Here is a 23,622-nt window from a genome sequence, read left to right on the forward strand (position 1 = left end):
CTACGGAACAACCGTTCAGATGACCCAAACCGTTATCTCCCGGCCGCCTCCTTAAGACAGGCAAGCAGCGCCGCATTTTCCTCCTGCTTCCTCACCGAAACCCGGTAATACCCCTCTGAAAGCCCTGGATAATTCGCGCAGGACCGGATCAGGATTCCCCGCTCTCTCAGATAAGCGGCGTAATCTGTCCCGTCCCGTCTCCGGAACAGAAGATAATTGGCCGCGGAAGGGTACACCCGAAAGCCCAGGCCAGAAAGCCCGGCCGCCAGCTCCTTCCTCAGGGACGCCGTCTCCCTGGCCGTCCATCTCGCATACGCATCCTCCTTAAGCGCCGCCAGCGCCGCCGCCTCCGCCGGGGCGGAAAGACTCCAGGGCTGCCGGCTCTCCTCCATTTTCCTCAAAACCGCATGGTCTTTGCAGACCGCATACCCGGCCCGCAGGCCCGGCATCGCATAAATCTTTGTAAACGCCTGAAACACCAGCACATGGGCAAAGCGCTCCTCCTCCCGCCCCATAAGGGCTGTCACCGAATACCGTTCCCGCTCCGGCACAAACCAGTTAAAACACTCGTCCACTGCCAAAACCGCTCCCTTCTCCCGGCAGACATCCGCCAGCCGCGAAACCCAGGCCGCGGAAACCGCCAGCCCGTTCGGATTATTCGGGTTCCCAAGCAGCACAAGCGAAAGCCCGTCCGCACGCTCCACAAACGAAAAAAAGGCGTCTGTCTCCGCTTCCGGCGAAAACCCCTGCGCCTCGTTAAGCGCATACCACTCGATCCCGCACCCGGAAAGGCGAAGCGCCCTCTCATATTCCCCAAACGACGGGGCGGCGAGGAGCGCCCGGCGGGGCCGAAGGGCCAGCGCCATGGTATAAAACAGATCCGACGCCCCGTTCCCGCAGATAAAATCCCCAGCCTCCCACCGGCCGCCTTCCGCGCCGTAGTAATCCGCCAGCCCCTTTTTAAGCTTCCTGCACAGGCAGTCCGGATAGCGCTCCCAGCTTTCGCTGGACGCAATCACCGCCTGCCGGATCCTCTCCGGCATGCCAAACGGATTCGTATTCACCGAAAAATCAAGCCAAATCTCATCCGCCCCGTAAATATCCCCTCCATGACGATATTCCAATCCGCAAACCTCCCTCTGATCGCTCACGCAAACGCCGCCAACACCGCCGCGCACACAAATACGCCCATCCCCGCCGCCAGCGCCGCGGCCTCGGTCCCGTACATCAGCCGGCCCGCGCGCGCGATATCCTCGTATTCCAGAGGCCGGAGCGCATCCCCGATCCACGGCTTTTTATGAAGGATCCCAAAATACCAGGCATCCCCGCCGAGCCGCACGCCCAGCGCCCCGGCGCAGGCGGCTTCCGTCTGCGCCGAATTCGGGCTCTCATGCTTTCTCCCGTCGCGCCTCCAGATCCGCAGGGCCCCCTTGGCGTCAAATCCCAGAAAAAGGGCCGCAAGCGCCATAAAAAGCGCCGACAGCCTGGAGGGAAGAAAATTTGCCGCGTCATCCAGCCTGGCCGCCGCGCGGCCAAAATACAGATACCGCTCATTGCGGTAGCCCACCATCGAATCCATGGTGTTCACCGCCTTGTAAAGCCACCCGAGCGCCGGCCCGCCAAGGAACAGGTAAAACAGCGGGGCGATCACGCCGTCCGACGTATTTTCCGCCACAGTCTCCACCGCCGCCCTGGCGATCTCTTCCCCGCTCAGCCGTTTCGTATCGCGCCCCACAATCATGGAAACCGCGCGCCGCGCGCCCTCCGTGTCGCCCTTTTTCAAATATTCGCCGACCAGCCCGCTCTCATCCCGCAGCGAACGGGCGGCCAGAAGATAATAACTTAGAAGCGCGCGCGCCCCCCAGAGCGCCCATCTCCCGGCGCGGCCCGCAAACGCGCAGAGCCCCGCCGCGCCGGCCCAAACCGTCATGCACACAACGAGAGTCTGAAGCGCTCCGCCCCAGAGCTGCCCGCCCTTCGTGTCCGGAAGGACGCGCCGGATGATCCGCTCCGACCGCTCTATGAGCCATCCCACCGCCCGGACCGGATGCGGCAGGCCATGGGGATCGCCAAACGCGCGATCCAGGAAAACCCCGGCCAGAATCGCAGTAAGATAATCCATCATACGCCCATCCCTCATTTCATCCGTTTCCCAATGCCGCATATCACCCGGTAAACCTCATCTGATCCGGCTGCCAGCCTCTGGCACACCCGCCCGGCCGTCTCCCTGTATTTCCTTAAAAACGCGTCCGCCGGAACGATGCCGCACCCAATCTCATCCGCGGCGGCCACCGCCTCAGGATTCTCCCGCAAAAGGCGCTCCGCAAAGGCAAACGGATCCTCCCCCCGCTCCATCAGACGCCGGACATAGGCTTCCACATGCAAAATCACCGCCGCCCGCATGGCCGTCTCCACATCATCCACACGGCCGTCCGCCTCGGTCCCGCCCTGGTATGCGGCTTCCTCTTTTGCACACACCCCGCCTCTTCCCCGGCCCGCGGCCTCCTCTTTTACACGACCAGCCGCACAGGCCCCTCCCGTTCGCATTGTTTCCCCCGCGCCGTCTTCCCGGAACGCCTCCGCTGCCAGCGCGCGCGCAAACTCCGTCTTGCCCTGCGCCCTTCCTCCGACCACCAGCTTCATCTCCATCCCCCTTCCAGCCCGGCAAGGCTGCAAAACGCCAGAAAAACCGCTGTATTCCGCTCACAGCGCTGCAGAAACCAGCCCGCCAGATCGCCTGTCATCCCGCCAAACTCCCGTACCGCCGTCCGGTAATACGACAAAAACGTCAAAAGAGCCGCGCCAATGCAGCCAAGCCCTTCCCATGCGCCAAACCACAAAAGCCACCCGCACGAAAGAGCCGCGTAAAGCGCCATACATACGCACACGGTCCGCTTCTCCGACGCACGGGAAAATTCCGCCGCCAGCCCGTCCTTTCTTGCCTTGGGGAAACACGCCACCGACCACCCGCTCAGCGCGCGTTCCAGCACAAAGCACGCCCCAAACAGCCGCGCGGCGCACCCGGACATCTCCTGGCAGGCCGCCGCATACACAAGGAGATAGCTCCCCATCCCAATGATCGCAAACGCGCCTGTGTGAGGATCCTTTAAAATCGCAAGCTTTTTTGCGCGATCCCCACAGGAGCGCAGGGCGTCCGTTGTGTCAAGGAAGCCGTCCATATGGATTCCGCCTGTCACCGCAAGCGGCAACCATGCCCCCAAAAAACCAATACAGCCGTTCCCTGCGCCAAGATGCCGGAGAATGGTTACAAAAAACACATAAAGCCCCCCGATCACAAGTCCAATCAGGGGGAAAAAACACATCGCATAGCGCATCCGCCTCCCGGTCCACTCCACCTGGGGCATCGGGATCCGGGAATACATGGAAAATGCGATTGCAAGGCTGCCTAAAAGATCCATGGGTGTGTTTCCTCCTATTTAACTTGATGCACTCCCGGAATCTCGCTGTGCCTGATTTTGTGAGATTTGGGAGTACGCCTTATGGCAAGACCAGGGGAGCGGGCGCGGGAAGGCTGCCCAAGCCATGGCATTACCGCTTCACAAACACAGGAATCCCAAAAACCACCTCAACGACCACATCCGACTCCCGGCCAAGCATCCGGTTCAGCTCCCCTAAAAGCGCGGCATACCGTTCCGTCTCCCCGTCATACTCTGTTCCGTCTGAAAAAACCTCATTTGTCACAATAATCAGATCCCGGCACTGCGCCCTTAAATGCTGAATCCCGCTTAAAATACGCTCCCCCGCGCCTTCCTCCCTGTCATAAAACTCATTTGCGGTCAGGTTAGACATACATTCCAGCAGGATCACATCCGCATCCGTATTCCCGTCCGCGCTCCCCCATTGTTCCGCGATCGGAAGGGCGGAGAGAGAAAAAGACGCCAGATCCGTGTAGCGCTCCGCTGTATAAAAGCCCTTGCCGGATCGCATCCTCCTGTGGCGCTGTACGCGCGCCCTGCCCTCCCCGTCCCAGATCCGCATCGTGGCCAGATAAATCCGTTTTTTTCCGGCCAGAGACAGTGAAAGCCCTTCCGCATACTCTGATTTTCCGCTCCCGCTCCCGCCTGTGATCAGATACTGCATGCCGCCGTCCCCTTCCGTTTCAAATCCGCTCCCTGCCTCTATAACGGCCGGTACTCCTCAATCTGAATCTCCTCAAACGTGCGCATCCGGTTGTAAACCTCAAGAGCCATATCGAGCAAGGGAAACAGGGCCAGCGCCCCGGTTCCCTCTCCCAGGCAGAGCCCGGCCCGGATCGCCGGCTTAAGCCCAAGGAAGGACAGCAGCCGCTCCCCCGCCGGCTCCGCCGACACATGGGATGCGAGCAAATACTCCGGGACATGGCTTTCCAGCGCCGTGGCCGCCGCGGCCGCCGCGGCTGAAATAAAGCCGTCCAGCACCACCGGGATACGGTATGCCGCGCCTCCCAGGCAAAGGCCGCAAAGCCCCGCCAGATCAAGGCCGCCCACAGCCCGCAGGATCCCCATGCCGTCGCAAGGATCCGGGCGGTGCAGCAAAAGGCCTCTCCTGACCGCGTCGATCTTCCTGCTAAGCCCCTCGCTGCTAAGACCTGCCCCCCGTCCCGTCGTCTCAGCCGGATCCGCGGATAAAAGCGCCGCTGTCACCGCGCTGCTGGCAGTCGTATTCCCAATCCCCATCTCCCCGGCGGCCAGGATATCATACCCCTCTTCCTTCAGCGCGCGCGCCATATCCATACCCGTCAGAACCGCGGCCAGCGCCTCGCGTCTCGTCATGGCAGGTTCCTTGGTGAAATTTGCGCATCCCTTTCGTATCTTTCTGTCAATCAGGGGAAAACGGCTCCCCAGAGGCCCCAGCCCGCAGGCCACGCCGATATCCACAGGAAATACATCCGCGCCCGCCACGCCTGCCATCAGGCATGAGCAGCTCTCCCCTCTGGTAAGATTCGCTGTCACCACAGCCGTGACCTCCTGCCCCGTCTGCGTCACGCCCTCCTCGACCACGCCGTTGTCCGCGCAGAACACGACCAGCGCCTTTTTCCCAATCCGCACATTCTCCGTCCCGGAAATGGCCGCCAGCTTCTGCACATCCTCTTCCAGCACGCCAAGGCTTCCCAGAGGCTTTGCCACATGGCTCCAGCGCCGCCCGCACCGCTCAAAAGCCCCCTTATCCGCAGGCACAATCCGCACAGCCAGTTCGGCAAACCGCTCCCAGAGCTCCTCTTCGGGCCATTCACGGTAATCCGCCGGCTCAGGCCGGATGATCTTCTCTTCCATCCCAGACTCCTTCCCAAAATTAAAAACGTAACAAAAGCTAAAGATTTAAAGAAATATAAAACACTGCCACTCATGCGCCAGGCAGTCAATCTCCCGAATTAAATTCAACCAGCTTCCCCCAATCAATACTGCCATCCTCATTGCAAAAGCTGTTGGAAAATTCTCTCACCAGCCTGTTTGCCGCCTTATTATAGCTCTCTTTATATCCTGCAATATATTGCTCCGGCATCGTCCCCATATATCCAATTATTTTCTTATAAAAATCCATATCTCCTGTCAATTCAGCCCAAAACTGTTTTCCCGCAAGCTCTTGGTACATCTTAGGACGCCCACGCCCGGAATCCCTTTTCTTTCCGTAACAATAGCCAATATATGCGTCATAGCGGGCCTTAACCTGCTGAGCCAGTTTCGATGCGGCCATGAAATTTTGTTCCTGCCGTTTTTTACTATCCGCATTGAACACAGACGGCCCGCTTTTAACGGCAATAGCAGAAATCGTATTCGTTACATCATCCTGAATCATTATATCGATACCCTCGGCTAATGCTTTATTCCCTCCGCTTGCCGCAAGCGCAATCGGCTCAAAGAAGCAATTTCCAAAAATCGTTTCCTCACTTGAGCTTACAAAAGCGGTTAATACAGATTCTACGATTTCTGCCGCGCTCTGCATCGCTTTCGCCCGGTATAGATATGGATTTTTCCGTTTCATTATTTTCCGTATATTTAGCCCGTCAATCTTCTCAATCAATGTCCCATAAAACATTTCCAGCGCCGATGCTATCGCCTGGATAACGGCCTGCTCATTATATGAACTATTTAACGGCATATGTACTTCCCCCTAATTCGATCGCGCATTTTATTTTATAATGTATATTTGTTCCCCTAAACCTTTTTGTCTCAACAACCGCCGTCCTGTCCGCAACCGAAATCACCGCCCTCCCTATTGCCTCTGCCAAGCCTGCTGGAACTGCATTTCCTATCTGCCGGTACTTTGCCGCAGTCGTTCCTGTGAAAATCCAATCGTCCGGAAATTGCTGTATCCTGGCGTATTCCTTCACGCTAAGCGGCCTGTTTTGCGTTGGATGGCACATCATGGTAGCTTTCTGCACAGGTGATGTTACAACAGTAGGCGAAGGCTGGTTAAAAGAAAGCCTCCGGTAAAAACCGGCCTTTCCCCCTCCTGATTGATATGCCCCTCCCATAGCGGCAGGTATCATATTCTTTGGTAAATCCCTCCAGTTTCCTCCCTCCGGAACCATTTTCAGGAATTTCAGGCGCTCCTCGCTAAATACAGCGCATTCCCCGTCATCAAACTCTAAATCTTTAATCACATTTCTTATTGGCTGCCATTGGTATGCTTTGTCCTGATGCATTTGAAAATGCGTGGGAAATGGCAAATATATATCCTCGCCGTCCCGGCTTCCGATTAACACAAACCGTTCCCTGAACTGTGGGACGCCATAATTGACCGCATCCAACACACCATACACCGTTTTATAGCCCAGTTTACTAAATTCTGATAAGATAACTTCTAAAACGGTTCCCAGGCTTTGTTCAGGATCATTTTTGTCCCTCTCTGATAATGGCACATGCTTTAAAGGGGCTGACATAATGCCCTTTACATTTTCCATGATAAAGAAACGTGGCTTGATATAATCGATCATTCTGATAAACTCCATAAATAAGCTGCCCCGGGGATCATTGATCCCTAAACGTTTACCCGCTGTCGAAAAAGGCTGGCATGGCGGGCCCCCGCAAATCAGGAAAGGTTCACCAATTGATAAGCCTGTTAAACCAAGTAATTGCTGCGGCAAAATCTCCCTGATATCCCCACCCAATACCCTGTGCCCATTCGCACACATTGTATTCACGCAAGCCTCGTCGAAATCCTGGCCGACAACCACATTCAGCCCAGCCCTCCCCAAACCAATGTCCAGCCCCATAGCCCCGGAAAACAAAGAAATAACATCTCTGTTATTTGCATATTTACTATAATCGTATTTTTCCGCAATGCCCATTAAATTTTCTCTCCGTTTTCTAATATAAATTTTCGTTCAAATGATCCGCCGGCAGCTTTCGCAATCTCTTCTAAGTCAGTAATTGTAAAACTCCCCCTCTTCATTTTTCCGTTTAAATTCTGGGGGGTTGTGCCAACCCTACGCGCAAGCTCCGCCATGCTGATATTCACCCGGATACACAGCGCCCTGATTTGTTCCGATATATTCATTTATAGTACCTCTCCACCTTGTAGGGCAATTTAATCGTTCCCAACCGCATTGTTTTAACAGTATAAACTATATCGTTTATACCGTCAACTATTTCTGTCTATGCCACACAAAAACTCCTTGTCCGGTATGCCTTCTTTTGATAAAATAGAGCAAAGTAATTAAGAAAAACAAGGGGGGATTTCTATGGAACGTGATCCGAAAACCGTCTCAAAAAATATGAGCAGCATCCACAGTACAGATACTTCTATAGAATTATGCCTGCGCAGAGCTCTCTGGGAAAAGGGATACCGCTACCGTAAAAATTACAAGGCCCTTCCCGGTTCTCCTGACATTGTACTGACAAAATATAAAATCGCTATTTTCTGCGACAGCGAGTTCTTTCACGGGAAAGACTGGGAGTTGCTCAAATTACGTTTAGAAAAAGGTAAAAACCCGGACTATTGGATAAAAAAAATCGAACGGAACCGGAACCGTGACTGGGAAAATGATAAAAAGCTTCTTTTTCTTGGATATACAGTCATCCACCTTTGGGGACAAGATATACTACGGCATACGGATGAATGCCTGAAAGCGATAGAGGAGGCTGTCTGGGATGCCCAAATGGACAATTTGCCGGATACAGAGGCACCTGATTTTGCGATTCCTATTTGACAACAGGAATCGCAATCTCCGTCACAAATTCCTCCGGATTATTCGTAAGCCCATAATCGATCATCGTAATTTCCTTAGAAAAACCGCTGACCCGGAAACGATGATCCTTTGCATAATCCAAAAGCCGTTCATAATAACCGCTCGCCTGCTCATGGACGCCCTTAAACCGCACCTTTATGCACAGCTCCCGTGGAATTTCCATCACAGGCCCCTTAAACGAATCCTCCTCGTCCAGGATGACAAACACCACATTGTAGGGCGTAAACTGCCTTTTCTCAAGCCTATCGGCCGAAAGGCCGACGCCCACCTTTCCCAGGAAAACAGCCGTGCTGTCCTCTTCCTCCTCCAAAAGCCGGATCGAATACTCCAGCGCCCCCACATCCTGCGCCGGCAGCTCCCTTTCCAGATACGCAAGCCGCGCCGGCGGATGTTCCTCCAGCCGGATCACCTCCAGCTCCGAATGCACGGCATCCCAAAGCTGTTCCAGACGCCTCCCGATCTTGCGTTCAATCCGCGAAAGCTCGCGCTGCCTTCGCTGTACCTCCTCCCGCTGCCTGCAGAGGGATTCCCGTATGCCGTTTAAGTTCCGGTTGTCCAGAAACGCCGCGATCTCATCAAGAGGCATGTCGAGCGCCCGCAGATAGCGGATCGTATTCAGGCGCTCAAACTGCCTCGCGCCGTAATAGCGGTATCCTGTACATGGATCCGTATATTCCGGCCTCACCAGCCCTTCCCTGTCATAATAGCGCAGGGATCCGACGCTGATATGGAACAGCCTCGACACCTCACCGATTGGAAACAGCCCGTCTCTCCTCATGCCCTCTCCCCTCATGCCACACATAAAACAGCGTATAGCAGGCCATAATCCCCGACACAGCAGGCGCGATGCTTCCGAGCATCCCCAGATCATCCGCAAAATACCGCCCAAATAAGTAAACCAGGGGAATCCGGAGCGCCAGCGCGCCAGCCGCGGAGCTCATCATGGTCCAAACCGTCTTCTGACGCCCGTTCAGATAGCCGTTTAAACAAAACACAATCGTAACCAGCACATAATCATAGCTGCAGGAGCGGAAAAACGGAACCCCGGCCGCAATCACATGCGGATCATCCGAAAAAACGCGGACCATCCGATCCGGATGCCACTGGGCAAAGCCCCAGAACAGGAGGGATACCGACAGCGCAAAGCCAAGCCCATACCACAGGGACGCCCGCGCCCGCTCTCTCTTCCCGGCCCCCATATTCTGCGCGGTAAACGCAGCCAGCGCATTCGCCATGGAGGTCGCCGTCAGCATGGCAAACACGTCATATTTACTGCCAATCCCCACCACCGCCGCCGCATAAACGCCGCACCGGTTCATCACCGCGGTCAGGTACAAAAACGAAATCCGGATCAGCATCTCCTGAAACGAAATCGGGATCCCCACCCTGGCAAGCTCCTTAGCCAAAGCCCCCACAGGGCGAAAACTCTTAAGCTTAAAGTCAAAAATAAAGCGCGCCCTCTTTAAATACACGACCGAGGCCGCCATGCTGAACGCCTGCGAGAGAACCGTAGCCAGGGCCGTTCCCGCCACCCCCATGGCCAGATATTTCACAAACACAATGTCAAGCGCAATATTGAGCGCGCAGGCCAGCCCCACAAACGCCATCGGCCGCGCCGAATCCCCGTACCCCCGCAAAACCGCGCTGATCGCATTATAACCGCAGATAAAAATCGTGCCCAGCCCGCAGATTGTCACATACGTATCCGTAAGCGCAAACGATTCTGCCGGCGTGTCCAGCATCGTAAGAACCGGCTCCTTAAACGCCAGCAAAAGCGCGGTCAGCACAAGGGCCGCCGCCGCAAACACAGTGAACGTCGTCCCAATCATCTCTTTCACCCGATCATAATCCCGGCTTCCCATATACTGCCCCACCAGAATCGTCCCGCCCAGCGTCAGCCCTGTGGCCAGGCTCGTAATAATCTGCGTCACCTGCGTCCCCGTGGATACCGCCGCCACGCTCTCTGCCGCACAATATCTCCCCACCACAAACAAATCCGCAGCGCCGTACAGGGACTGCAGCACATTTGCAATCAGAAAGGGGACGGCAAAGCGAAACAGCGCTGATGCGATGTTTCCTTCTGTAAGCCTGTTTTCCTCCATCCGAATCTGCCTCCTTTGCATAGTTTATCACAGACTCTATCATAAAGTCTATAGTTATTGCAGAGTCAAGCAGGAGCAGTAATCATAAATTTTTAGCGTGAAGGGGCCGCCATATTGCCATATCCCTGAATATATGGTACAATAAATTATAAATGGCATATGCCATAAATAATATACAAAAGGAGATCCGGATGCCAAGGCCCAAAAAATGCAGAAAGGTTTGCTGCCTTCCCAAGGCAGCCGAATTCACCCCGGCCGGCTGCGCCGTATCAGGGCCGGCTGTAGTCTTAACCGTCGATGAGTATGAGACGATCCGCCTCATTGACAAGGAGGGGTTTTCTCAGGAAGAATGCGGAGAATTTATGCAGGTAGCGCGCGCCACGGTTCAGCAGATCTATACTTCAGCCAGGTCAAAGCTGGCCGAAGCCCTGGTGAGCGCGCGGCCGCTTAAAATTGAAGGCGGCGACTACCGCCTCTGTGACCGGACCGAACGCGCCTGCCGCTGCGGCGGCTGCCGGCGCCATCGCTTTTCCGGCCAGGAGGCGGTAAACGGAGCGAAAACCTGACGGAACCAGCAGGCGGATCTGCAAAGTATTCCGCGGCCGCGCCGGATCGCAGAACATGAATCCACAAAACACGTTTCAGGAGAATTTCAGCAAATTCAGAGAGGAGTATATCATGAAAATCGCAGTTACCTACGAAAACGGAACCGTCTTCCAGCACTTCGGGCACACGGAACAGTTCAAGCTCTATGAGGTGGAAAACGGGGCCGTATCCCACACGGAAATCGTTGATACCAACGGAAACGGCCACGGCGCGCTGGCCGGCTTCCTCCTGGGCAAAGGCGTTGACACGCTCATCTGCGGCGGTATCGGCGGCGGCGCGCAGATGGCGCTTAAGGAGGCCGGCATCCGCCTTTACGGCGGCGTAAGCGGAGATGCGGACGCGGCGGTGAACGCCCTTTTGTCCGATTCCCTTGCCTTCAATCCGGATGTAACCTGCAGTCACCACGAACACAGCGACGGCCATAGCTGCCGCAGCCATGGCTGCGGGGAACACTCCTGTCATTCATAGGAGGCTGTCCTGTCCGCAGGCGGCCGGAGATTAAGAGGCGCGGACTGCCGTGAATGGAGTCCGCGCCCTCTTCTTTATTCTCTTATTCTGCCTGATTTCGCGGGTTTACGCCTGCCATCGCCGCATCAGAAGCATGACGCCCTTTCTGTGCGGTGGTAAAAGAGATACCGCTCCAGCTCATTGATGTACAGATCGGCATTATTCTTAAATCCAGCGCCCTCCAGACTGGACGCCCAGTCTTCATAATACTGCTTAAAATCCATCGCTGTGTTTACATCCTGATGGCTGCTGAGAGCCTTTAAGGGTATTGCGCTGCTTAAAGCTACCTGTTTATCCCCCTGCTGCGCCAAATGGACGCGCAGCGCGGTCATTTCCGCAGGCGTGGCGTTCTCTGCGTCTACATCTTTTAAATGAATCTTCCTGGTAAATGTATTTCCCCGCATGTCTCTTCCTTCGACGTACATAACCGGATCTTCATCCGTGGAGCTCTCATCATATTTCATGTGAAGCTCCTGCCCCGAAACAGGGCTGAACTCACTATGTAAATAGCCCATTTTCAGCGTGCCGTGATAATTGCCGCCTGAAGCAGCCGATGACCGTCCGTCTGCCAGGCTCATCCGGAAAGCGCTCCGGATATCCGTCCTGGAATGAGAACCGGCCGGGAATCCTGCCGCATGATAACCTGCGCCCTGCAAACCTGAAATACTCATCCTTTTCCTCTTCCTTTCCGTATCATTTATGCCTTTAATTGCTCCAGTATATCAAGAAACTTCCTGTAATCCTGAAAATGCTCCGATTTCTCCACATCCACATCCGTAGCTGCTTTTGAATACTCATAAAAAATTTTGTAGGAGTCAAAGCCCCCGACGGCCAGCATGGTTCCCATTCCCCCTATATTTCCAAAGGCGCTGTATCTTCTGTCAGAAACATCGCATTTCGTTAGAACGCCTTCCGGTTTAGCAGGGTTGATCTTGCTTTCATCCAATGGTATAACGCCTAAATAGATCGCCCTGGCTCTTCCCCTAGAAAGAATGCCGGCTTCCACCAGTTCGCCTAACAGCGCGATGGAATCATTTCGGGACATGTTTCCAGAATGATACTTCTTTTTCAAATTCTCCAATTCCTCGTCGGAAAGCTTCTCTCTCTTTGAGCCTTCCACCCATTTCTCCGCCTGCTGCTGAAAAAAGGATGGATGGTACTCCACCTCCTTTCTTGTAACCGCATAAACGGGAAATCCGTTCACCATTTGAATAGTCATAACCGCGTTACTCCTTTACATTCAAACCATGGTCCCTCTGTCGTTCAGAACCATAAATGCTTTCTTAAATCTAAGTCCAAGCATATTGTCATTGCATATTCTTTTGTTTTTCTTCCCTGTAATTCGGTTCGTATCCTCATGTTCCCATTTTCAGGCATATCCTCCTTCCTTTTTAAGCAGATTCATACTCTGGTTTATACCTCGTTTTACATGGCTCTCACCTCCCTGATTTGTTTGATAATTCACTATAAAACAACTATCTTTTTCATAATATCTTGCTGGTATGGATTTGTCAATCTATTATTTATACTTTCAGCCTATAAATGGCTACTATTCACGGCGTAGACGGGCAAGAAGATGCCTACTGGACTATTACAAAAACTAACCGGAACCTCTCCCCATGCGTTTCATGTACTCTCGGAATCTCGCTGCGCCTGCCTTTGCGGCCGATTTTCCGCCAGATGCACCCAAACTCAATCAACGTTCGCCTCATAAATTTGTGCGCATCTGACAAAAATCATCTCACAAAATCAGGCGCAGCGAGACTCCAAGAGTACATTTTAAAGTTAATGACTGCAAGTTACATGATTCACCTTGATTTTCTTCCCATACCTGTTACAATATCCTTACGCCCGGCTCGCCGGACGCTGAACCATTTTCAGGTAACATTACCGACTGCCGAACGGATGCTTATTTATCAAACCGTTCCCATTTACATGTAAAAGGAGGCGCCAACCATGAAACGATTCTCCTCAATCGCAGGCCGTATCCTCATCTCGGCCCTGTTTATGTTCCTGCTGTTTTACTCCATGCTGCCGGCTGTGAATCTGAGGGACCGGAATTTTATCCTCTATCTCATTGCCTGCATCCTTATCTTTCTGGCCGTCAACTTTCTGACTGCTGTGAAGGACTTCATCCAGTCCCTGCGCGACGGGCGGGGCTTTGGGGCGGCGCGCGATCCGGTGACGGGACGGGTGATCTTCCGCCGAAATGAGAGCGAAAGGCCCGCTGTCCGCCTGGTGGGGCCCTTAAAATACGGCTTTGCCGCCATCGCCGCGCTCATCCTTCTCATGGCGCTTGCCTCCGCGCTCGGTCTTAAACTCTTTAACGCCGCCCGCTACCGGGATCTGATACACGTTACTGAAGGCGATTTTTCATCGGATGTGGCGGAGCTTAGCATGTCCCAGATCCCGGTGGTTGACAAGGACACCGCCTCCCGTCTGGGAAACAAAAAGCTGGGTGAGATGACGGATCTCGTTTCCCAGTTTGAAATTTTAAACAACTACACCCAGATCAACTACCAGGGAGCGCCCTACCGTGTCACGCCGCTCTCCTATGCGGATCCGATCAAATGGCTGTACAACCAGCGAAAAGGTCTTCCGGCCTATATCGCTGTCAACATGGTCAACCAGGACACGAATCTTGTCTGGCTTGACTCTGGAATGAAATATTCTACCAGCGAATATTTCTTCCGCAATATTTACCGCTACATCCGCTTCCGCTATCCCTCAAAGATCTTCGAGACGGTTTCGTTTGAGACCGACGACGAGGGCACGCCCTACTGGGTCGCCCCCACGATCGCCTACCGCATCGGCTGGTGGGACGGCAAGGATATCGACGGCGCGGTCTTGGTCAACGCCGTGACCGGAGAGTCCCGCTGGTATGCAAAGGACGAGGTACCTCAGTGGATCGACCAGCTCTATGATTCAAACCTCATCATTGAGCAGCTCGACGACAACGGCCGCTTCCAGAACGGGTACTTCAATTCCCTGTTCGGCCAGCGCGGCGTCCGCCGCACCACCTACGGCTATAATTACCTGGCCATTGACGACGACGTATACCTCTACACCGGCATGAGCTCCGTCACGTCAGACGAGTCCAACATCGGCTTTGTGCTCGTCAACCTTCGCACCAAGGAGACGCGGTTCTACACCGTCCCCGGCGCGACCGAGCTGGCCGCCATGGAGTCTGCCAGAGGGCAGGTACAGCACTTAAATTACAGCGCCACCTTCCCGCTGCTCCTCAACATCTCCGATCGGCCCGCCTACTTCATTTCCTTAAAAGACGCGGCCGGGCTTGTAAAAATGTACGCCTTTGTCGATGTCGGGCAGTACCAGATCGTGGGAACCGGGCAGACCATCGACGAGGCAAAGCGCGGATACCGGACCGCCCTCAACTTAGAGGACGCCGCCCCTGCCGCCCCAAAAGACACCACGGAAATTTCCGGCCGGATAGAAGCCGCCGCTTCCGCTGTTATCTCAGGAAATACCTGCTATTACTTTACCCTGGAGGGAGAAACCGATATCTACACCGCATTTATCTCCGTGTCAGAACAGCTTCCGTTCATCAGGCCCGGCGATACGGTGCATATATCCTTCACACAGGGCGGGCAGGTCAGGGAGATTATGGCCATTGAGGTGGACGCTGGGAGAAATTGATCGCGGCTGTTAGTGAGATTCCGCTGCAAAAATGTATTACGTGATCAGGCCGGTATGGATAATCGTGATCAGTCCGCCGGAAGCGGGCGGTATATCCGACGAAACCTCGCTTTTCTCCGAGCGGAAGCGGGGTTCCGTTAGATATAGAAGCCGGCTCTGGCGGCCCTCCCCGCGCCCCCCTTAACCTGAGAAATTACCCGTTAATCCGTTACATAATTCTTCCCAAGGAGAACCCAAGATGAAAAGCGACGACATGATTCTAAAAGCAGCCATTGTACATATCCTCGACTCATCCGTCGGCGTCCCGGTACTGTCGGATCACCTGATCGACACCGGAACCGATTTTTCCGATCTGCTCAAATCGCATATCGAAAAGATCACCGAAAGCGACGACATAAAAACCTGCCGTTTTTCCGACGCATCAGAAGTCCGGAATCTCCTGATGCAGTGCAGCCCCGACAATTTCATCGAAACCAGCAAGCGGCTGGCCGAACGCCTCTATGAGATTATGAATGAACACATCGACATCCCGGCCGGCGATCTGGCTGTCGTGGTGTTTAGCTCGCAGGGAAATGATTACCTTGCTTTTCTGAAAATGGACTATAAGACGTCCTACACCCACGCAACCAGGGAATCGGACGGAACGAATCTTAATGAAATTATCCTCCAGAAGGCCCTGCTGCCCGGCCAGGGCCAGCGCCTTTCCGAAGCTTTTGTCATAAACCTCTCTGACGGCAGCCTTGTCCTCACCGAGAAAAAATATGAGGTAAACGGCGAAAAACGGTTCTACTTTTCCGAACTGTTTTTAGAATGCCACGCCCCTCTCTCCCAGAAATCAAAGCTGGATATCGTCACAAAAGCCGTGGATCAGGTCGCCAGAAAGTATTACGGCGAGGAGGACGCGGAAAAAAAGATGGAGATCAAGAATATCATCTGCAGGGAGCTTGAGGAGGAAGGGAAATTAAAGGTTCCCGCCCTGCGGGAAAAGGTCTTTAAGGACAGCCCCGAGATGCTGTCCGAGCTGGATGAGAAGCTCGACAAGTACGACATGGCCTACGAGACCGTACAGCCGCAAAATGAGCAGACCATCAAAAAATTCCAGAAGCAGCGCCTCACCACGGACACCGGGATTGAAATCACGATCCCCATGGAAGAATACCGCAATCCGGAGCATGTGGAATTTATCACCAATCTCGACGGAACCATTTCCGTGTTAATCAAGAATATCGGCGTCTTAAGCTCCAGGTAGATGCTGCAACAGTCCAGCCTGGACTGTTACAGCATCTTCCGATACGCCCTCTTCCACTCCGTAACCAGCTTCTCCGCCCCCGCCGTCCGCTTCAGCGGATCCTTATTAAAGAGCTCCCGGATCTCCCTGACTGCCTCCCCCTTCCCCGCATCCTCCATGACGCGCTGAAGCTCCTGCTCCCACTGCCGCTTCTGCCGCTCCGTGATCGCCGCCTGATACCGCTCCTTAAGCTTTAACTGCGGATTTAACAGCGTGAGCTGGTAAATCTTTTTCAGGGTTTCCGGCTTTTTCTCAAAATTATACGCCATGTCATAGGCCGCGAGCGCCTTCCCGAACCAGAAGATCCCGGCATACGACGCGCCGATATTATGCCAGATTTTAGCCGTAAACTCATCGCTTAAGGATTTGATCCGCCAGCTATCCAGAATCTTTTCATAGCACTCAATCGCCGCGCCGTACTGCTTCAGGCGGAAGTAATAATCCGCCGTCTCCTTTGCAAACTCCGCCTCATTCATTTTCCGGTATGACCCTATCTTCTGGCGCAGCTTCATCACCTCCCTGGAGGTATAATAATAGCACTCCTGGAGAATGATAAAGATCATCTCATCCGGATCCTCCCCGCCCTTTTTCCAGGCCGAGAGCTTTCCGGACAGAAACGGCATATCCAGCTCTTCCTCAATAAACTGGATCAGGGCCTGATCGATAAAGCCGTCCATGGCCAGAAGCGGGTGGTTATAAAGAATATAGCACAGCTCCTGGGAGGACATGATATGGATCCCCAGGCGCTCAATGAAATACGGGTGTTTCACCGGCTCATACCTGCAAAGTATCAGACTCATAATATAACCTCTTGCTTTATGAGGCGCTCCGTTGCGGGAAACATTTCTCCAAAGCCCTTGTCACGGATGAGCGCCACCATGGTATTTTCATCGGAAAAGCCCAGCGTGAGCTGGATTCTCGTCGTCCGGTCCGGCCGCTTCGGGAAGTCTTTAAGCGGAATCCTCACCAGACGCTTCTTCTTCGGATCCAGGGGCGCGATAGTGAACTCCAGCTCCGGCGCTCCGGCGACTACAAATTCCACGGTGCTCTTGGCCTCGTACCAGTTGTCCCCCGCCGCGGCCAGCACAAGCTGGCCCTCCTTATCCCGGTTCAATATCTTTAATGAAACCGTCGCCTTCAGCCGCCCCTCGCAGATGCAGGTAAACGGATAGGCTGTCTTCTCCTGCTGGTAGTCGAGCGCCTTCATGAGCGCCCCCCTGGCAAAGAGGCTCGTCTCCACATAAACCCGCCTGCGGCTGCAGATCTGCTTCATAAATTCCGGCGCCCAGTCCGTGCTCTCAAAGCCCTTTCCGGTCAGAAGGACCGCGGAAAACAGGCGCTTTTGCAGGATCCGCTCCGCGCACGATGAGAGAATCTTATCCGCAATCTTGGCGCCCGCCATATTTTCCAGCACATCCAGGTGGAAGGTCTCCTCCAGATCCTGCCGCTCCGCCGTGACCTGCATCTGGCGGATCCCACGCTGCACCTTCATCTCATAGTAGCGCAGGCTCTCGTCCGCCAGATCAAACATCCCCACCTGATTGCTCCAGATCTCCCGCTTCTGGCTCATCACATAGTAGATAAAACTCTCCGTATGGCTGATGATATGCACCCTCTCGCGCGGGATCTCTAAGTAATCCGCGCAGTATAACAGGCTGTCCATCAGTTTCACGTCCAGCGTGCTGACCGCAATCACCAGCCCTGCGATCGGATCGACGCCGGCCGCTTTCCTCGGCAGCTCCAGCGCCTTTTCGAGAAACATTTTCAGCAGATACAGGCCCTCATAGCGGATCCCGCTGATGGTCGCCGTCCCGTCCTTCAAGACCTGGGTCAGAAGCTTATCCTCGATCACGCCATCCCCGATCAGCGTGTGCGCGTACGCCTCCTCGTCCACATACCATTCATCCTGATTCTTATTTTTACACACCACTGTCGGGATAACCCATGTCCGCTCCGGCTCCTGACAGGCGATATGGGTATATGAATTACATAAATCAATGCCGATTACAAGTCCGTCCATTTCTAAGCATATTTCCTTTCAACCTGTGAACAGTACCGGGCGATCCGCGCCTGGGCATCCCGGCCGTAAAATCGAACTTTTATTCGATATCAAATAACACGGCGACCGCGGCGTCCTTTTTCACATACTCTTCCATCTTTTCACGCAGGGCGTTTTCATTCTTCACATCCAGGGACAGGCCGATCTCATTCAGGCAGGCAAAACGGTTTCCCGGCGCGCGCGTCCCCGCCTCCCGGCACGTAATGCTGCCCTCTGCGACGGTCTTCCGCCCGCCGTCCTGCTCCTCCTCGATCTGAAATTCCATGATTTCCCCTTCAAAGAGCACCTTTTCCCGGACATAAATCCCCTTATAAACCGGCCTCAGCTCCTCATAATGGAACTCCTCCTCCTCGGGCAGGATGCGGAGGCGCAGATACGGCCTGATGTCACGGTTCCCGTGGTATTCAATGATCTCTTTATCCAGTATATTCCCCGGAATCATGATAAACCGGGCCAGATCCTTAAAATAGGCGAATACCATCCCCGCCTCCAGAAGCACATCCACCACGGACTGGCACAATTCCTTCTGCTCGTCCGAAAGCGCCGGAAGCGTCGCGTAATATTTCGTCAGGGCCAGAAGATAGATGTCCGGCACCCTGTCCTTCTCCGCGCTGTTATGGACCGCTCCCTCCAGATATGCGAACACCGTGTCCTGCGTCGAACGGCCCTCCAGAAAATACTCCGCGCTTTTGACCGTAAAATAGGCCCTGACCACATTTTCGCTCGTCTTCTTCCTCGATGCATAGAGCTCAAACACATGATCCATCCGCTCCGTCCTGCCTGTAAACAGCATCTGCGCCACCAGGCGCTCCTCCAGATCATACGTCTCCACGCGCTCCTTAATCCCCTGGATCAGCACGGGATACATCTGCTCCACAGTCCCGTTAAAGTGCTCGCATAAATAGTCCAGGATCACGCTGTCCCCGCGCTCCTTTGTAAACACATGCCAGGCCAAAAACAAAAGCCGGTCGTCCTCGTCAAACAGGCGCTTTAACACGATATTGGCGCACAGCTTTAAAAGCAGCTTTGACGAGATCCCCTCATGGCCGTAGCGGCAGATCATATCATAGGCTTCGTTAAAATAATTCTTGCGGATCAGCGTCTCGCAGACCCCGTTCCGGTCCTCGCGGCCCAGCTTATCCTTATCCAGGCACAAGAGGTATGAGACGCTTCCATCCCGGCCGTCCGGATTCCCGTCCGCCTGCGTCTTGTAGTAGCGCACAATAGCGGAGGTTATGCGGCTTTTAAACAGCGGGTGCAAAAAAACCTTCTGCCCGGCCTGCTCCAAAAGCGCCACATCATCCGCGGTCAGTTTCCCTTTTTCCACCGCCCTGCGGCATGCGCCCACAAACAGCATCGGGTGATCCGGATCCGTCTCAAAGCAGCATTTCATCAGCTCGTCCGTGTCCTGCATAGCGGCCGTCTTCTCACACGGAAGATCCACATAGCGGTTTCCGTGCGCGTCCTCAAACTGCAGCGTCTCCCGTCCCGAATACAGCGGCGCATAAGCCGCGCCGTCCTCCAGGGCGTAGCGCGCCTCCTCCATCATCTCCTCACAGCGCACTATCACAAAACACATGGCGTCATTGTGGCAGTCGATCCGGTGCGAGGCAAGGATCGCGGGCATGGTCTTAGCAAGCTGAAAATCAATCAGCTCCGCATAGATCATTTCCTTATAAATCACCGCCAGACGACTGTCGATGCGCCCCGCAAAGAGCTGCGCCATGGCGAACTGTTCCATCGCGCGCTCATACAGCCGGAAGATATCCGAATCGCGCTTTGCATATAAAAGGATATTCCGGTACAGAGCCGAGCGGCTGTAGTCGTCCATCTCCGTCACATAGGAAAAATAAAGAAGCGCCTCGCGCGGCAGGAGCCTCCCGTAATCGTCCGGAAGCGAGCGCAGAAAAGCTTCAAAGAGCCCCGGAAGGCTAATCTGCGCCTCCACCGCCTTCTCATACCACGGAAAATAGCGAGGCCCCGTTAAATTCTCCTGGATAAAGGCCAAAACCACCGCCGTCAGGATCCGTTTCTTCGGATAAGCCTCATAAAGCGCGGGCAGCAGTTTTAAATACAGCCGCTTCGGATTCTGAAGCCGCCCCGCGCCGGCCGCCGCCCTGGCAAGCTCCTGGCTCACAAAGCCCCTCCTGGCCCCAAAATAAAGGGCGTGAAGCTCCAGGCGTCCCGCGCTTTTAAGCAGCTCCGGCTCCTTATCCAAAACCTTTAAGCATTCCAGATAGACAAACGGGCTGCGGCATCCGTTCTGATACATCTGTTCCATGCTCAGAAGAACCACGGAAGGATTGTCGGCCAGCGTCCGGCTGACCTTTAAAAGCATCAGGTACAGAAACTCCTCCTCCCCGCGCAGCCGCCCGCCCGTGCAGTATTTCTCCAAAAGGCGCAGAAGAGAATCCCTCTGCTCCTCATCCTCCCGGATCAGAAGCTGCAGGTACTGGTAGTAGCAGTAGACCACCCGCTCCTCCCCGCGCTTTAAGAGAACCGCATCCCGGATCTCATCAAGAATCAGGCACGCCTGATCCGGGCGCTTCGTCAGCACATACAGCTCCGCCTGCCAGAGGGGCATAAACGGGTGGGAACCCGCCATCTTCATCAGATCCAGCTCCTTTTGCATTTCCAAAAGAAGCGGCCTGGCCTCAAACAACCCGCTCTCATACTTTAACCGAAGCTCCAGAAACTGCCTAAACTCCCGGCGGAACGCCCGCCTGCCCCTGTTCGGCTCCGCCGCCGTCAGGGAAGCCTCCACCGGAACCCGGAGCGTCTGCCGCACGGTCCGTATGGTCACCATTCCAAAATTACGCCCGTCGTGCAGGCGCTCCGGAAGCACAATGAGCGGCAGGTTCAAAAGCCCGTCCGAAAAATCCTCCTGGACAGCGCTCTTTTTCGGCAGGTGAAGAAAATCCCCCTCTGCCGTAATCTCCATATAAATATACCCCCAGCCCGCGCTCCGGATGCGGATCGAGTCCTCCAGACGCCCCGTCGGGTTCTCGTAGTGCTTGGCCCCGGTTTCCACGGTCAGGTGAACCGGTTTTTTCACTCCCAGTGAAATCAGGAATTCCTCCATGAAATTCCGGCGGTTCCCATGCCCTTTCAAACCGTCATAGATCGCCCTTACATGCAGATCCTGCATAAAAGGCGCCTCCAAAAACTCCTCATACTCCAGAAAACGCAGGGCCGTATCCATGTCATGCTGCGCCATATCCAGGAAATCCTCCGCCTTATGGAGCGCCCCCGGAAGCTTCCCGGAAGATGAGACTTCAATATGGAACAGGTACGGTATCTCCCTCTCCCCGCAATTTGTGACAAGATAAAAAGACCCCTCTATCTCATCTCCCGATGCCAGAAAAGAGGTATCCACCTCATATACAATATGGTTCCTGAGTCCCCCAAAGGTATTATTATCATTCGGGATCCGCACGCGGATATTCGAGGAATAGACAAAGCCCTTCACGTTCAGCCCGTTATCGCTGCCAACAAAAAGCTCCCTCTTAAAAGATGCGTTCATCCTCACAGTCTCTTCAATAATATCCGGCGTCCAGACAAGCTTCGGCTGCTCCGAATCAATAATTCCTTTGGCCAGACGGTTAATCCGTTCTTTCATATTTATATACCACCTGCTGCCGTCTCATCATGGTGAAATGGAATGCGTAAAAAAAAGCTTCTATCCATTTTACCATACTTTAAAAACAATTACACTACATAAATCGACTTTTTTGGAAAGCACTTTTGGGGGAGGTTACGTAAAGGGACGCTTGCAGGCGGTACGGAAGTCGTAATTGGGGAACCGCCTGTAACCGGTACGTATGTCGTGAGGGGGCCGCCTGCAGCGGGCAGGGAATCCGACGGAACCCCTCGCGTCCCCCCTCACGCCTCACGCAGAATCCCCCCAGAATTTCATCCATGATCTTGACTTACCCGGGCAAACTCATTATTATTAAAGCTGAAACCACACACCCATCTGCCCCCGCAGATCACGCACGAAAGGATCAAGGATCAAATCATGACAAACAGTGAAAAAGCCTTAGAGCTTCACAGACAATGGAACGGCAAGCTTGACACCGTCTCCAAGGCAGCCGTTAAGACCAGGGAGGATCTGGCGCTTGCGTATACGCCTGGAGTGGCTGAGCCCTGCAAGGTGATTGCAGAGGATCCGGAGGCTGCCTATACATATACTATCAAGTCCAACACCGTAGCCGTTGTGTCCGACGGCAGCGCCGTTTTGGGGCTGGGGAATATCGGCCCCCTGGCCGCTATGCCGGTTATGGAGGGAAAGGCTGTGCTTTTCAAGGAGTTTGGGGGCATCAACGCCTTTCCTATCTGCCTGGATACGCAGGATACGGAGGAGATCATTGAGACAGTTGTCCGCATCGCCCCTGCGTTTGGCGGGATTAATCTAGAGGATATCTCCGCGCCCCGCTGCTTTGAGATCGAGGAGCGGTTAAAGGAGCGCCTGTCTATTCCGGTGTTCCACGACGATCAGCATGGGACTGCGATTGTGGTGCTGGCCGGAATGATCAATGCCCTCAAAGTGACGGGAAAGAGGAAGGAGGACTGCCGCGTTGTGATAAACGGGGCCGGGAGCGCAGGCATTGCGATTGCCAGGCTTCTTCTCAGCTACGGCTTTGCGCATGTGACGCTGTGCGATAAGGCAGGCATCCTCTCCAAAGGCATGGAAGGGCTGAACTGGATGCAGGAGCGCATGATGGAGGTCACGAACCTGGAGCGCCGAAGCGGCACGCTGGCCGATGCGCTCGCCGGGGCCGATATTTTTGTCGGCGTCTCCGCTCCGGGTATTGTAACTCCTGAGATGGCGGCTTCCATGAACCGGGATTCCATCCTTTTTGCCATGGCAAACCCTGTTCCGGAGATTATGCCGGATCTCGCGAGGGCCGCGGGGGCGAGAGTCGTGGGGACCGGACGCTCTGATTTCCCGAACCAGGTCAACAATGTCCTGATCTTCCCGGGTATCTTCAAAGGCGCCCTGGAGGGCCGCGCCGCTGCTATTACGGAGGAAATGAAGCTGGCCGCCGCAGAGGCCATCGCCTCCCTGGTGGACGAGGCTGATTTAAATGAGGAAAACATCCTGCCCGCCGCCTTTGATCCCCGCGTTGCCGATGTCGTAAGCCGCGCTGTGAAGATGCATATCAAACGCTGAGCCGCCGACCGGCGCGCCTGCAGGGAGCTGCAGGCGTCT

Annotated in this window: 20 protein-coding genes and 1 pseudogene; 5 read left to right on the forward strand and 16 right to left on the reverse strand. The window is 54.6% G+C overall.

Annotation, left to right across the window (positions count from 1 at the left end; all coding sequences use genetic code 11):
- Window positions 1–32 precede the first annotated feature (32 nt).
- From NFS31_RS16660 to NFS31_RS16700, 9 genes are all read right to left on the reverse strand, one after another.
- On the reverse strand, window positions 33–1,124 hold the full coding sequence (locus NFS31_RS16660) for a pyridoxal phosphate-dependent aminotransferase (RefSeq protein WP_251497429.1): 1,092 nt from the start codon (window positions 1,122–1,124) through the stop codon (window positions 33–35).
- Between the two features lie 23 nt (window positions 1,125–1,147).
- Window positions 1,148–2,122: an adenosylcobinamide-phosphate synthase CbiB gene (cbiB, locus tag NFS31_RS16665; RefSeq protein WP_251497527.1), complete on the reverse strand. Its 975-nt coding sequence runs from the start codon at window positions 2,120–2,122 to the stop codon at window positions 1,148–1,150.
- A 14-nt stretch (window positions 2,123–2,136) separates the two neighbouring features.
- Complete coding sequence (locus tag NFS31_RS16670) at window positions 2,137–2,643, reverse strand: bifunctional adenosylcobinamide kinase/adenosylcobinamide-phosphate guanylyltransferase (protein ID WP_251497432.1); 507 nt, start codon at window positions 2,641–2,643, stop codon at window positions 2,137–2,139.
- Entirely contained in the window at window positions 2,640–3,419 is a 780-nt protein-coding gene (locus NFS31_RS16675; protein WP_251497435.1) for an adenosylcobinamide-GDP ribazoletransferase, read from the reverse strand. Before NFS31_RS16675 ends, NFS31_RS16670 begins: the two co-directional genes overlap by 4 nt.
- Window positions 3,420–3,549: 130 nt before the next feature.
- Complete coding sequence (locus NFS31_RS16680) at window positions 3,550–4,101, reverse strand: bifunctional adenosylcobinamide kinase/adenosylcobinamide-phosphate guanylyltransferase (protein WP_251497437.1); 552 nt, start codon at window positions 4,099–4,101, stop codon at window positions 3,550–3,552.
- Between the two features lie 38 nt (window positions 4,102–4,139).
- The gene (gene cobT, locus NFS31_RS16685; protein ID WP_251497441.1) at window positions 4,140–5,273 is read right to left on the reverse strand and encodes a nicotinate-nucleotide--dimethylbenzimidazole phosphoribosyltransferase; all 1,134 of its coding nucleotides are present in this window, start codon (window positions 5,271–5,273) and stop codon (window positions 4,140–4,142) included.
- Window positions 5,274–5,358: 85 nt separating this feature from the next.
- Entirely contained in the window at window positions 5,359–6,099 is a 741-nt protein-coding gene (locus NFS31_RS16690) for a PmeII family type II restriction endonuclease (RefSeq protein WP_251497445.1), read from the reverse strand.
- Complete coding sequence (locus NFS31_RS16695) at window positions 6,086–7,291, reverse strand: DNA cytosine methyltransferase (RefSeq protein ID WP_275563900.1); 1,206 nt, start codon at window positions 7,289–7,291, stop codon at window positions 6,086–6,088. Before NFS31_RS16695 ends, NFS31_RS16690 begins: the two co-directional genes overlap by 14 nt.
- Complete coding sequence (locus tag NFS31_RS16700; protein WP_251497447.1) at window positions 7,291–7,500, reverse strand: helix-turn-helix domain-containing protein; 210 nt, start codon at window positions 7,498–7,500, stop codon at window positions 7,291–7,293. Before NFS31_RS16700 ends, NFS31_RS16695 begins: the two co-directional genes overlap by 1 nt.
- Before the next feature lie 184 nt (window positions 7,501–7,684).
- Between NFS31_RS16700 and NFS31_RS16705 the strand changes: the two genes are divergently transcribed.
- Window positions 7,685–8,152, forward strand: coding sequence for a very short patch repair endonuclease (locus NFS31_RS16705; protein ID WP_251497450.1), 468 nt, complete (start codon window positions 7,685–7,687; stop codon window positions 8,150–8,152).
- On the opposite strand, the gene NFS31_RS16710 is transcribed toward NFS31_RS16705, so the two are convergent.
- Window positions 8,145–8,969 (reverse strand): MerR family transcriptional regulator, encoded by an 825-nt coding sequence (locus tag NFS31_RS16710; protein WP_251497452.1) that lies wholly within the window; start codon window positions 8,967–8,969, stop codon window positions 8,145–8,147. The genes NFS31_RS16705 and NFS31_RS16710 overlap by 8 nt on opposite strands.
- The gene (locus NFS31_RS16715; RefSeq protein ID WP_251497455.1) at window positions 8,938–10,293 is read right to left on the reverse strand and encodes an MATE family efflux transporter; all 1,356 of its coding nucleotides are present in this window, start codon (window positions 10,291–10,293) and stop codon (window positions 8,938–8,940) included. Before NFS31_RS16715 ends, NFS31_RS16710 begins: the two co-directional genes overlap by 32 nt.
- A gap of 191 nt (window positions 10,294–10,484) precedes the next feature.
- On the opposite strand from NFS31_RS16715, the pseudogene NFS31_RS27855 reads away from it, so the two are divergent.
- Window positions 10,485–11,367: pseudogene (locus tag NFS31_RS27855) on the forward strand (DUF134 domain-containing protein).
- Window positions 11,368–11,492: 125 nt separating this feature from the next.
- Here NFS31_RS27855 and NFS31_RS16730 read toward each other — a convergent pair.
- Window positions 11,493–12,077 (reverse strand): hypothetical protein, encoded by a 585-nt coding sequence (locus NFS31_RS16730; protein WP_251497461.1) that lies wholly within the window; start codon window positions 12,075–12,077, stop codon window positions 11,493–11,495.
- Window positions 12,078–12,103: 26 nt separating this feature from the next.
- Complete coding sequence (locus NFS31_RS16735) at window positions 12,104–12,625, reverse strand: hypothetical protein (RefSeq protein WP_251497464.1); 522 nt, start codon at window positions 12,623–12,625, stop codon at window positions 12,104–12,106.
- 737 nt (window positions 12,626–13,362) lie between these two features.
- Here NFS31_RS16735 and NFS31_RS16740 point away from each other — a divergent pair.
- Complete coding sequence (locus tag NFS31_RS16740) at window positions 13,363–15,063, forward strand: CvpA family protein (RefSeq protein ID WP_251497467.1); 1,701 nt, start codon at window positions 13,363–13,365, stop codon at window positions 15,061–15,063.
- A 238-nt stretch (window positions 15,064–15,301) separates the two neighbouring features.
- Entirely contained in the window at window positions 15,302–16,312 is a 1,011-nt protein-coding gene (locus NFS31_RS16745; protein WP_251497470.1) for a nucleoid-associated protein, read from the forward strand.
- A gap of 26 nt (window positions 16,313–16,338) precedes the next feature.
- On the opposite strand, the gene NFS31_RS16750 is transcribed toward NFS31_RS16745, so the two are convergent.
- The 3 genes from NFS31_RS16750 to NFS31_RS16760 all read right to left on the reverse strand — a co-directional run bounded on the left by NFS31_RS16750 (window position 16,339) and on the right by NFS31_RS16760 (window position 22,029).
- Window positions 16,339–17,151 carry a hypothetical protein gene (locus NFS31_RS16750; RefSeq protein WP_251497473.1) on the reverse strand — a complete coding sequence of 271 codons (813 nt, stop codon included), beginning with the start codon at window positions 17,149–17,151 and terminating at the stop codon, window positions 16,339–16,341.
- Window positions 17,148–18,371, reverse strand: coding sequence for a DUF5716 family protein (locus tag NFS31_RS16755; RefSeq protein WP_251497476.1), 1,224 nt, complete (start codon window positions 18,369–18,371; stop codon window positions 17,148–17,150). Before NFS31_RS16755 ends, NFS31_RS16750 begins: the two co-directional genes overlap by 4 nt.
- Window positions 18,372–18,450: 79 nt before the next feature.
- Window positions 18,451–22,029: a DUF5717 family protein gene (locus NFS31_RS16760; RefSeq protein WP_251497478.1), complete on the reverse strand. Its 3,579-nt coding sequence runs from the start codon at window positions 22,027–22,029 to the stop codon at window positions 18,451–18,453.
- Window positions 22,030–22,428: 399 nt separating this feature from the next.
- Between NFS31_RS16760 and NFS31_RS16765 the strand changes: the two genes are divergently transcribed.
- Entirely contained in the window at window positions 22,429–23,583 is a 1,155-nt protein-coding gene (locus tag NFS31_RS16765; RefSeq protein ID WP_251497481.1) for an NAD(P)-dependent malic enzyme, read from the forward strand.
- Window positions 23,584–23,622: the final 39 nt, after the last annotated feature.

It is taken from the genome of Otoolea muris, from assembly GCF_943193115.1.
Taxonomy (GTDB): Bacteria; Bacillota; Clostridia; order Lachnospirales; family Lachnospiraceae; genus Otoolea; species Otoolea muris.

What these genes read in the sequence shown, in the direction of transcription:
- cbiB (WP_251497527.1), bottom strand. Translation starts at nt 2,122, where the DNA reads ATGGATTATCTTACTGCGATTCTGGCCGGGGTTTTCCTGGATCGCGCG.
- NFS31_RS16670 (WP_251497432.1), bottom strand. Translation starts at nt 2,643, where the DNA reads ATGAAGCTGGTGGTCGGAGGAAGGGCGCAGGGCAAGACGGAGTTTGCG.
- NFS31_RS16675 (WP_251497435.1), bottom strand. Translation starts at nt 3,419, where the DNA reads ATGGATCTTTTAGGCAGCCTTGCAATCGCATTTTCCATGTATTCCCGG.
- NFS31_RS16680 (WP_251497437.1), bottom strand. Translation starts at nt 4,101, where the DNA reads ATGCAGTATCTGATCACAGGCGGGAGCGGGAGCGGAAAATCAGAGTAT.
- cobT (WP_251497441.1), bottom strand. Translation starts at nt 5,273, where the DNA reads ATGGAAGAGAAGATCATCCGGCCTGAGCCGGCGGATTACCGTGAATGG.
- NFS31_RS16690 (WP_251497445.1), bottom strand. Translation starts at nt 6,099, where the DNA reads ATGCCGTTAAATAGTTCATATAATGAGCAGGCCGTTATCCAGGCGATA.
- NFS31_RS16695 (WP_275563900.1), bottom strand. Translation starts at nt 7,291, where the DNA reads ATGGGCATTGCGGAAAAATACGATTATAGTAAATATGCAAATAACAGA.
- NFS31_RS16700 (WP_251497447.1), bottom strand. Translation starts at nt 7,500, where the DNA reads ATGAATATATCGGAACAAATCAGGGCGCTGTGTATCCGGGTGAATATC.
- NFS31_RS16705 (WP_251497450.1), top strand. Translation starts at nt 7,685, where the DNA reads ATGGAACGTGATCCGAAAACCGTCTCAAAAAATATGAGCAGCATCCAC.
- NFS31_RS16710 (WP_251497452.1), bottom strand. Translation starts at nt 8,969, where the DNA reads ATGAGGAGAGACGGGCTGTTTCCAATCGGTGAGGTGTCGAGGCTGTTC.
- NFS31_RS16715 (WP_251497455.1), bottom strand. Translation starts at nt 10,293, where the DNA reads ATGGAGGAAAACAGGCTTACAGAAGGAAACATCGCATCAGCGCTGTTT.
- NFS31_RS16730 (WP_251497461.1), bottom strand. Translation starts at nt 12,077, where the DNA reads ATGAGTATTTCAGGTTTGCAGGGCGCAGGTTATCATGCGGCAGGATTC.
- NFS31_RS16735 (WP_251497464.1), bottom strand. Translation starts at nt 12,625, where the DNA reads ATGACTATTCAAATGGTGAACGGATTTCCCGTTTATGCGGTTACAAGA.
- NFS31_RS16740 (WP_251497467.1), top strand. Translation starts at nt 13,363, where the DNA reads ATGAAACGATTCTCCTCAATCGCAGGCCGTATCCTCATCTCGGCCCTG.
- NFS31_RS16745 (WP_251497470.1), top strand. Translation starts at nt 15,302, where the DNA reads ATGAAAAGCGACGACATGATTCTAAAAGCAGCCATTGTACATATCCTC.
- NFS31_RS16750 (WP_251497473.1), bottom strand. Translation starts at nt 17,151, where the DNA reads ATGAGTCTGATACTTTGCAGGTATGAGCCGGTGAAACACCCGTATTTC.
- NFS31_RS16755 (WP_251497476.1), bottom strand. Translation starts at nt 18,371, where the DNA reads ATGGACGGACTTGTAATCGGCATTGATTTATGTAATTCATATACCCAT.
- NFS31_RS16760 (WP_251497478.1), bottom strand. Translation starts at nt 22,029, where the DNA reads ATGAAAGAACGGATTAACCGTCTGGCCAAAGGAATTATTGATTCGGAG.
- NFS31_RS16765 (WP_251497481.1), top strand. Translation starts at nt 22,429, where the DNA reads ATGACAAACAGTGAAAAAGCCTTAGAGCTTCACAGACAATGGAACGGC.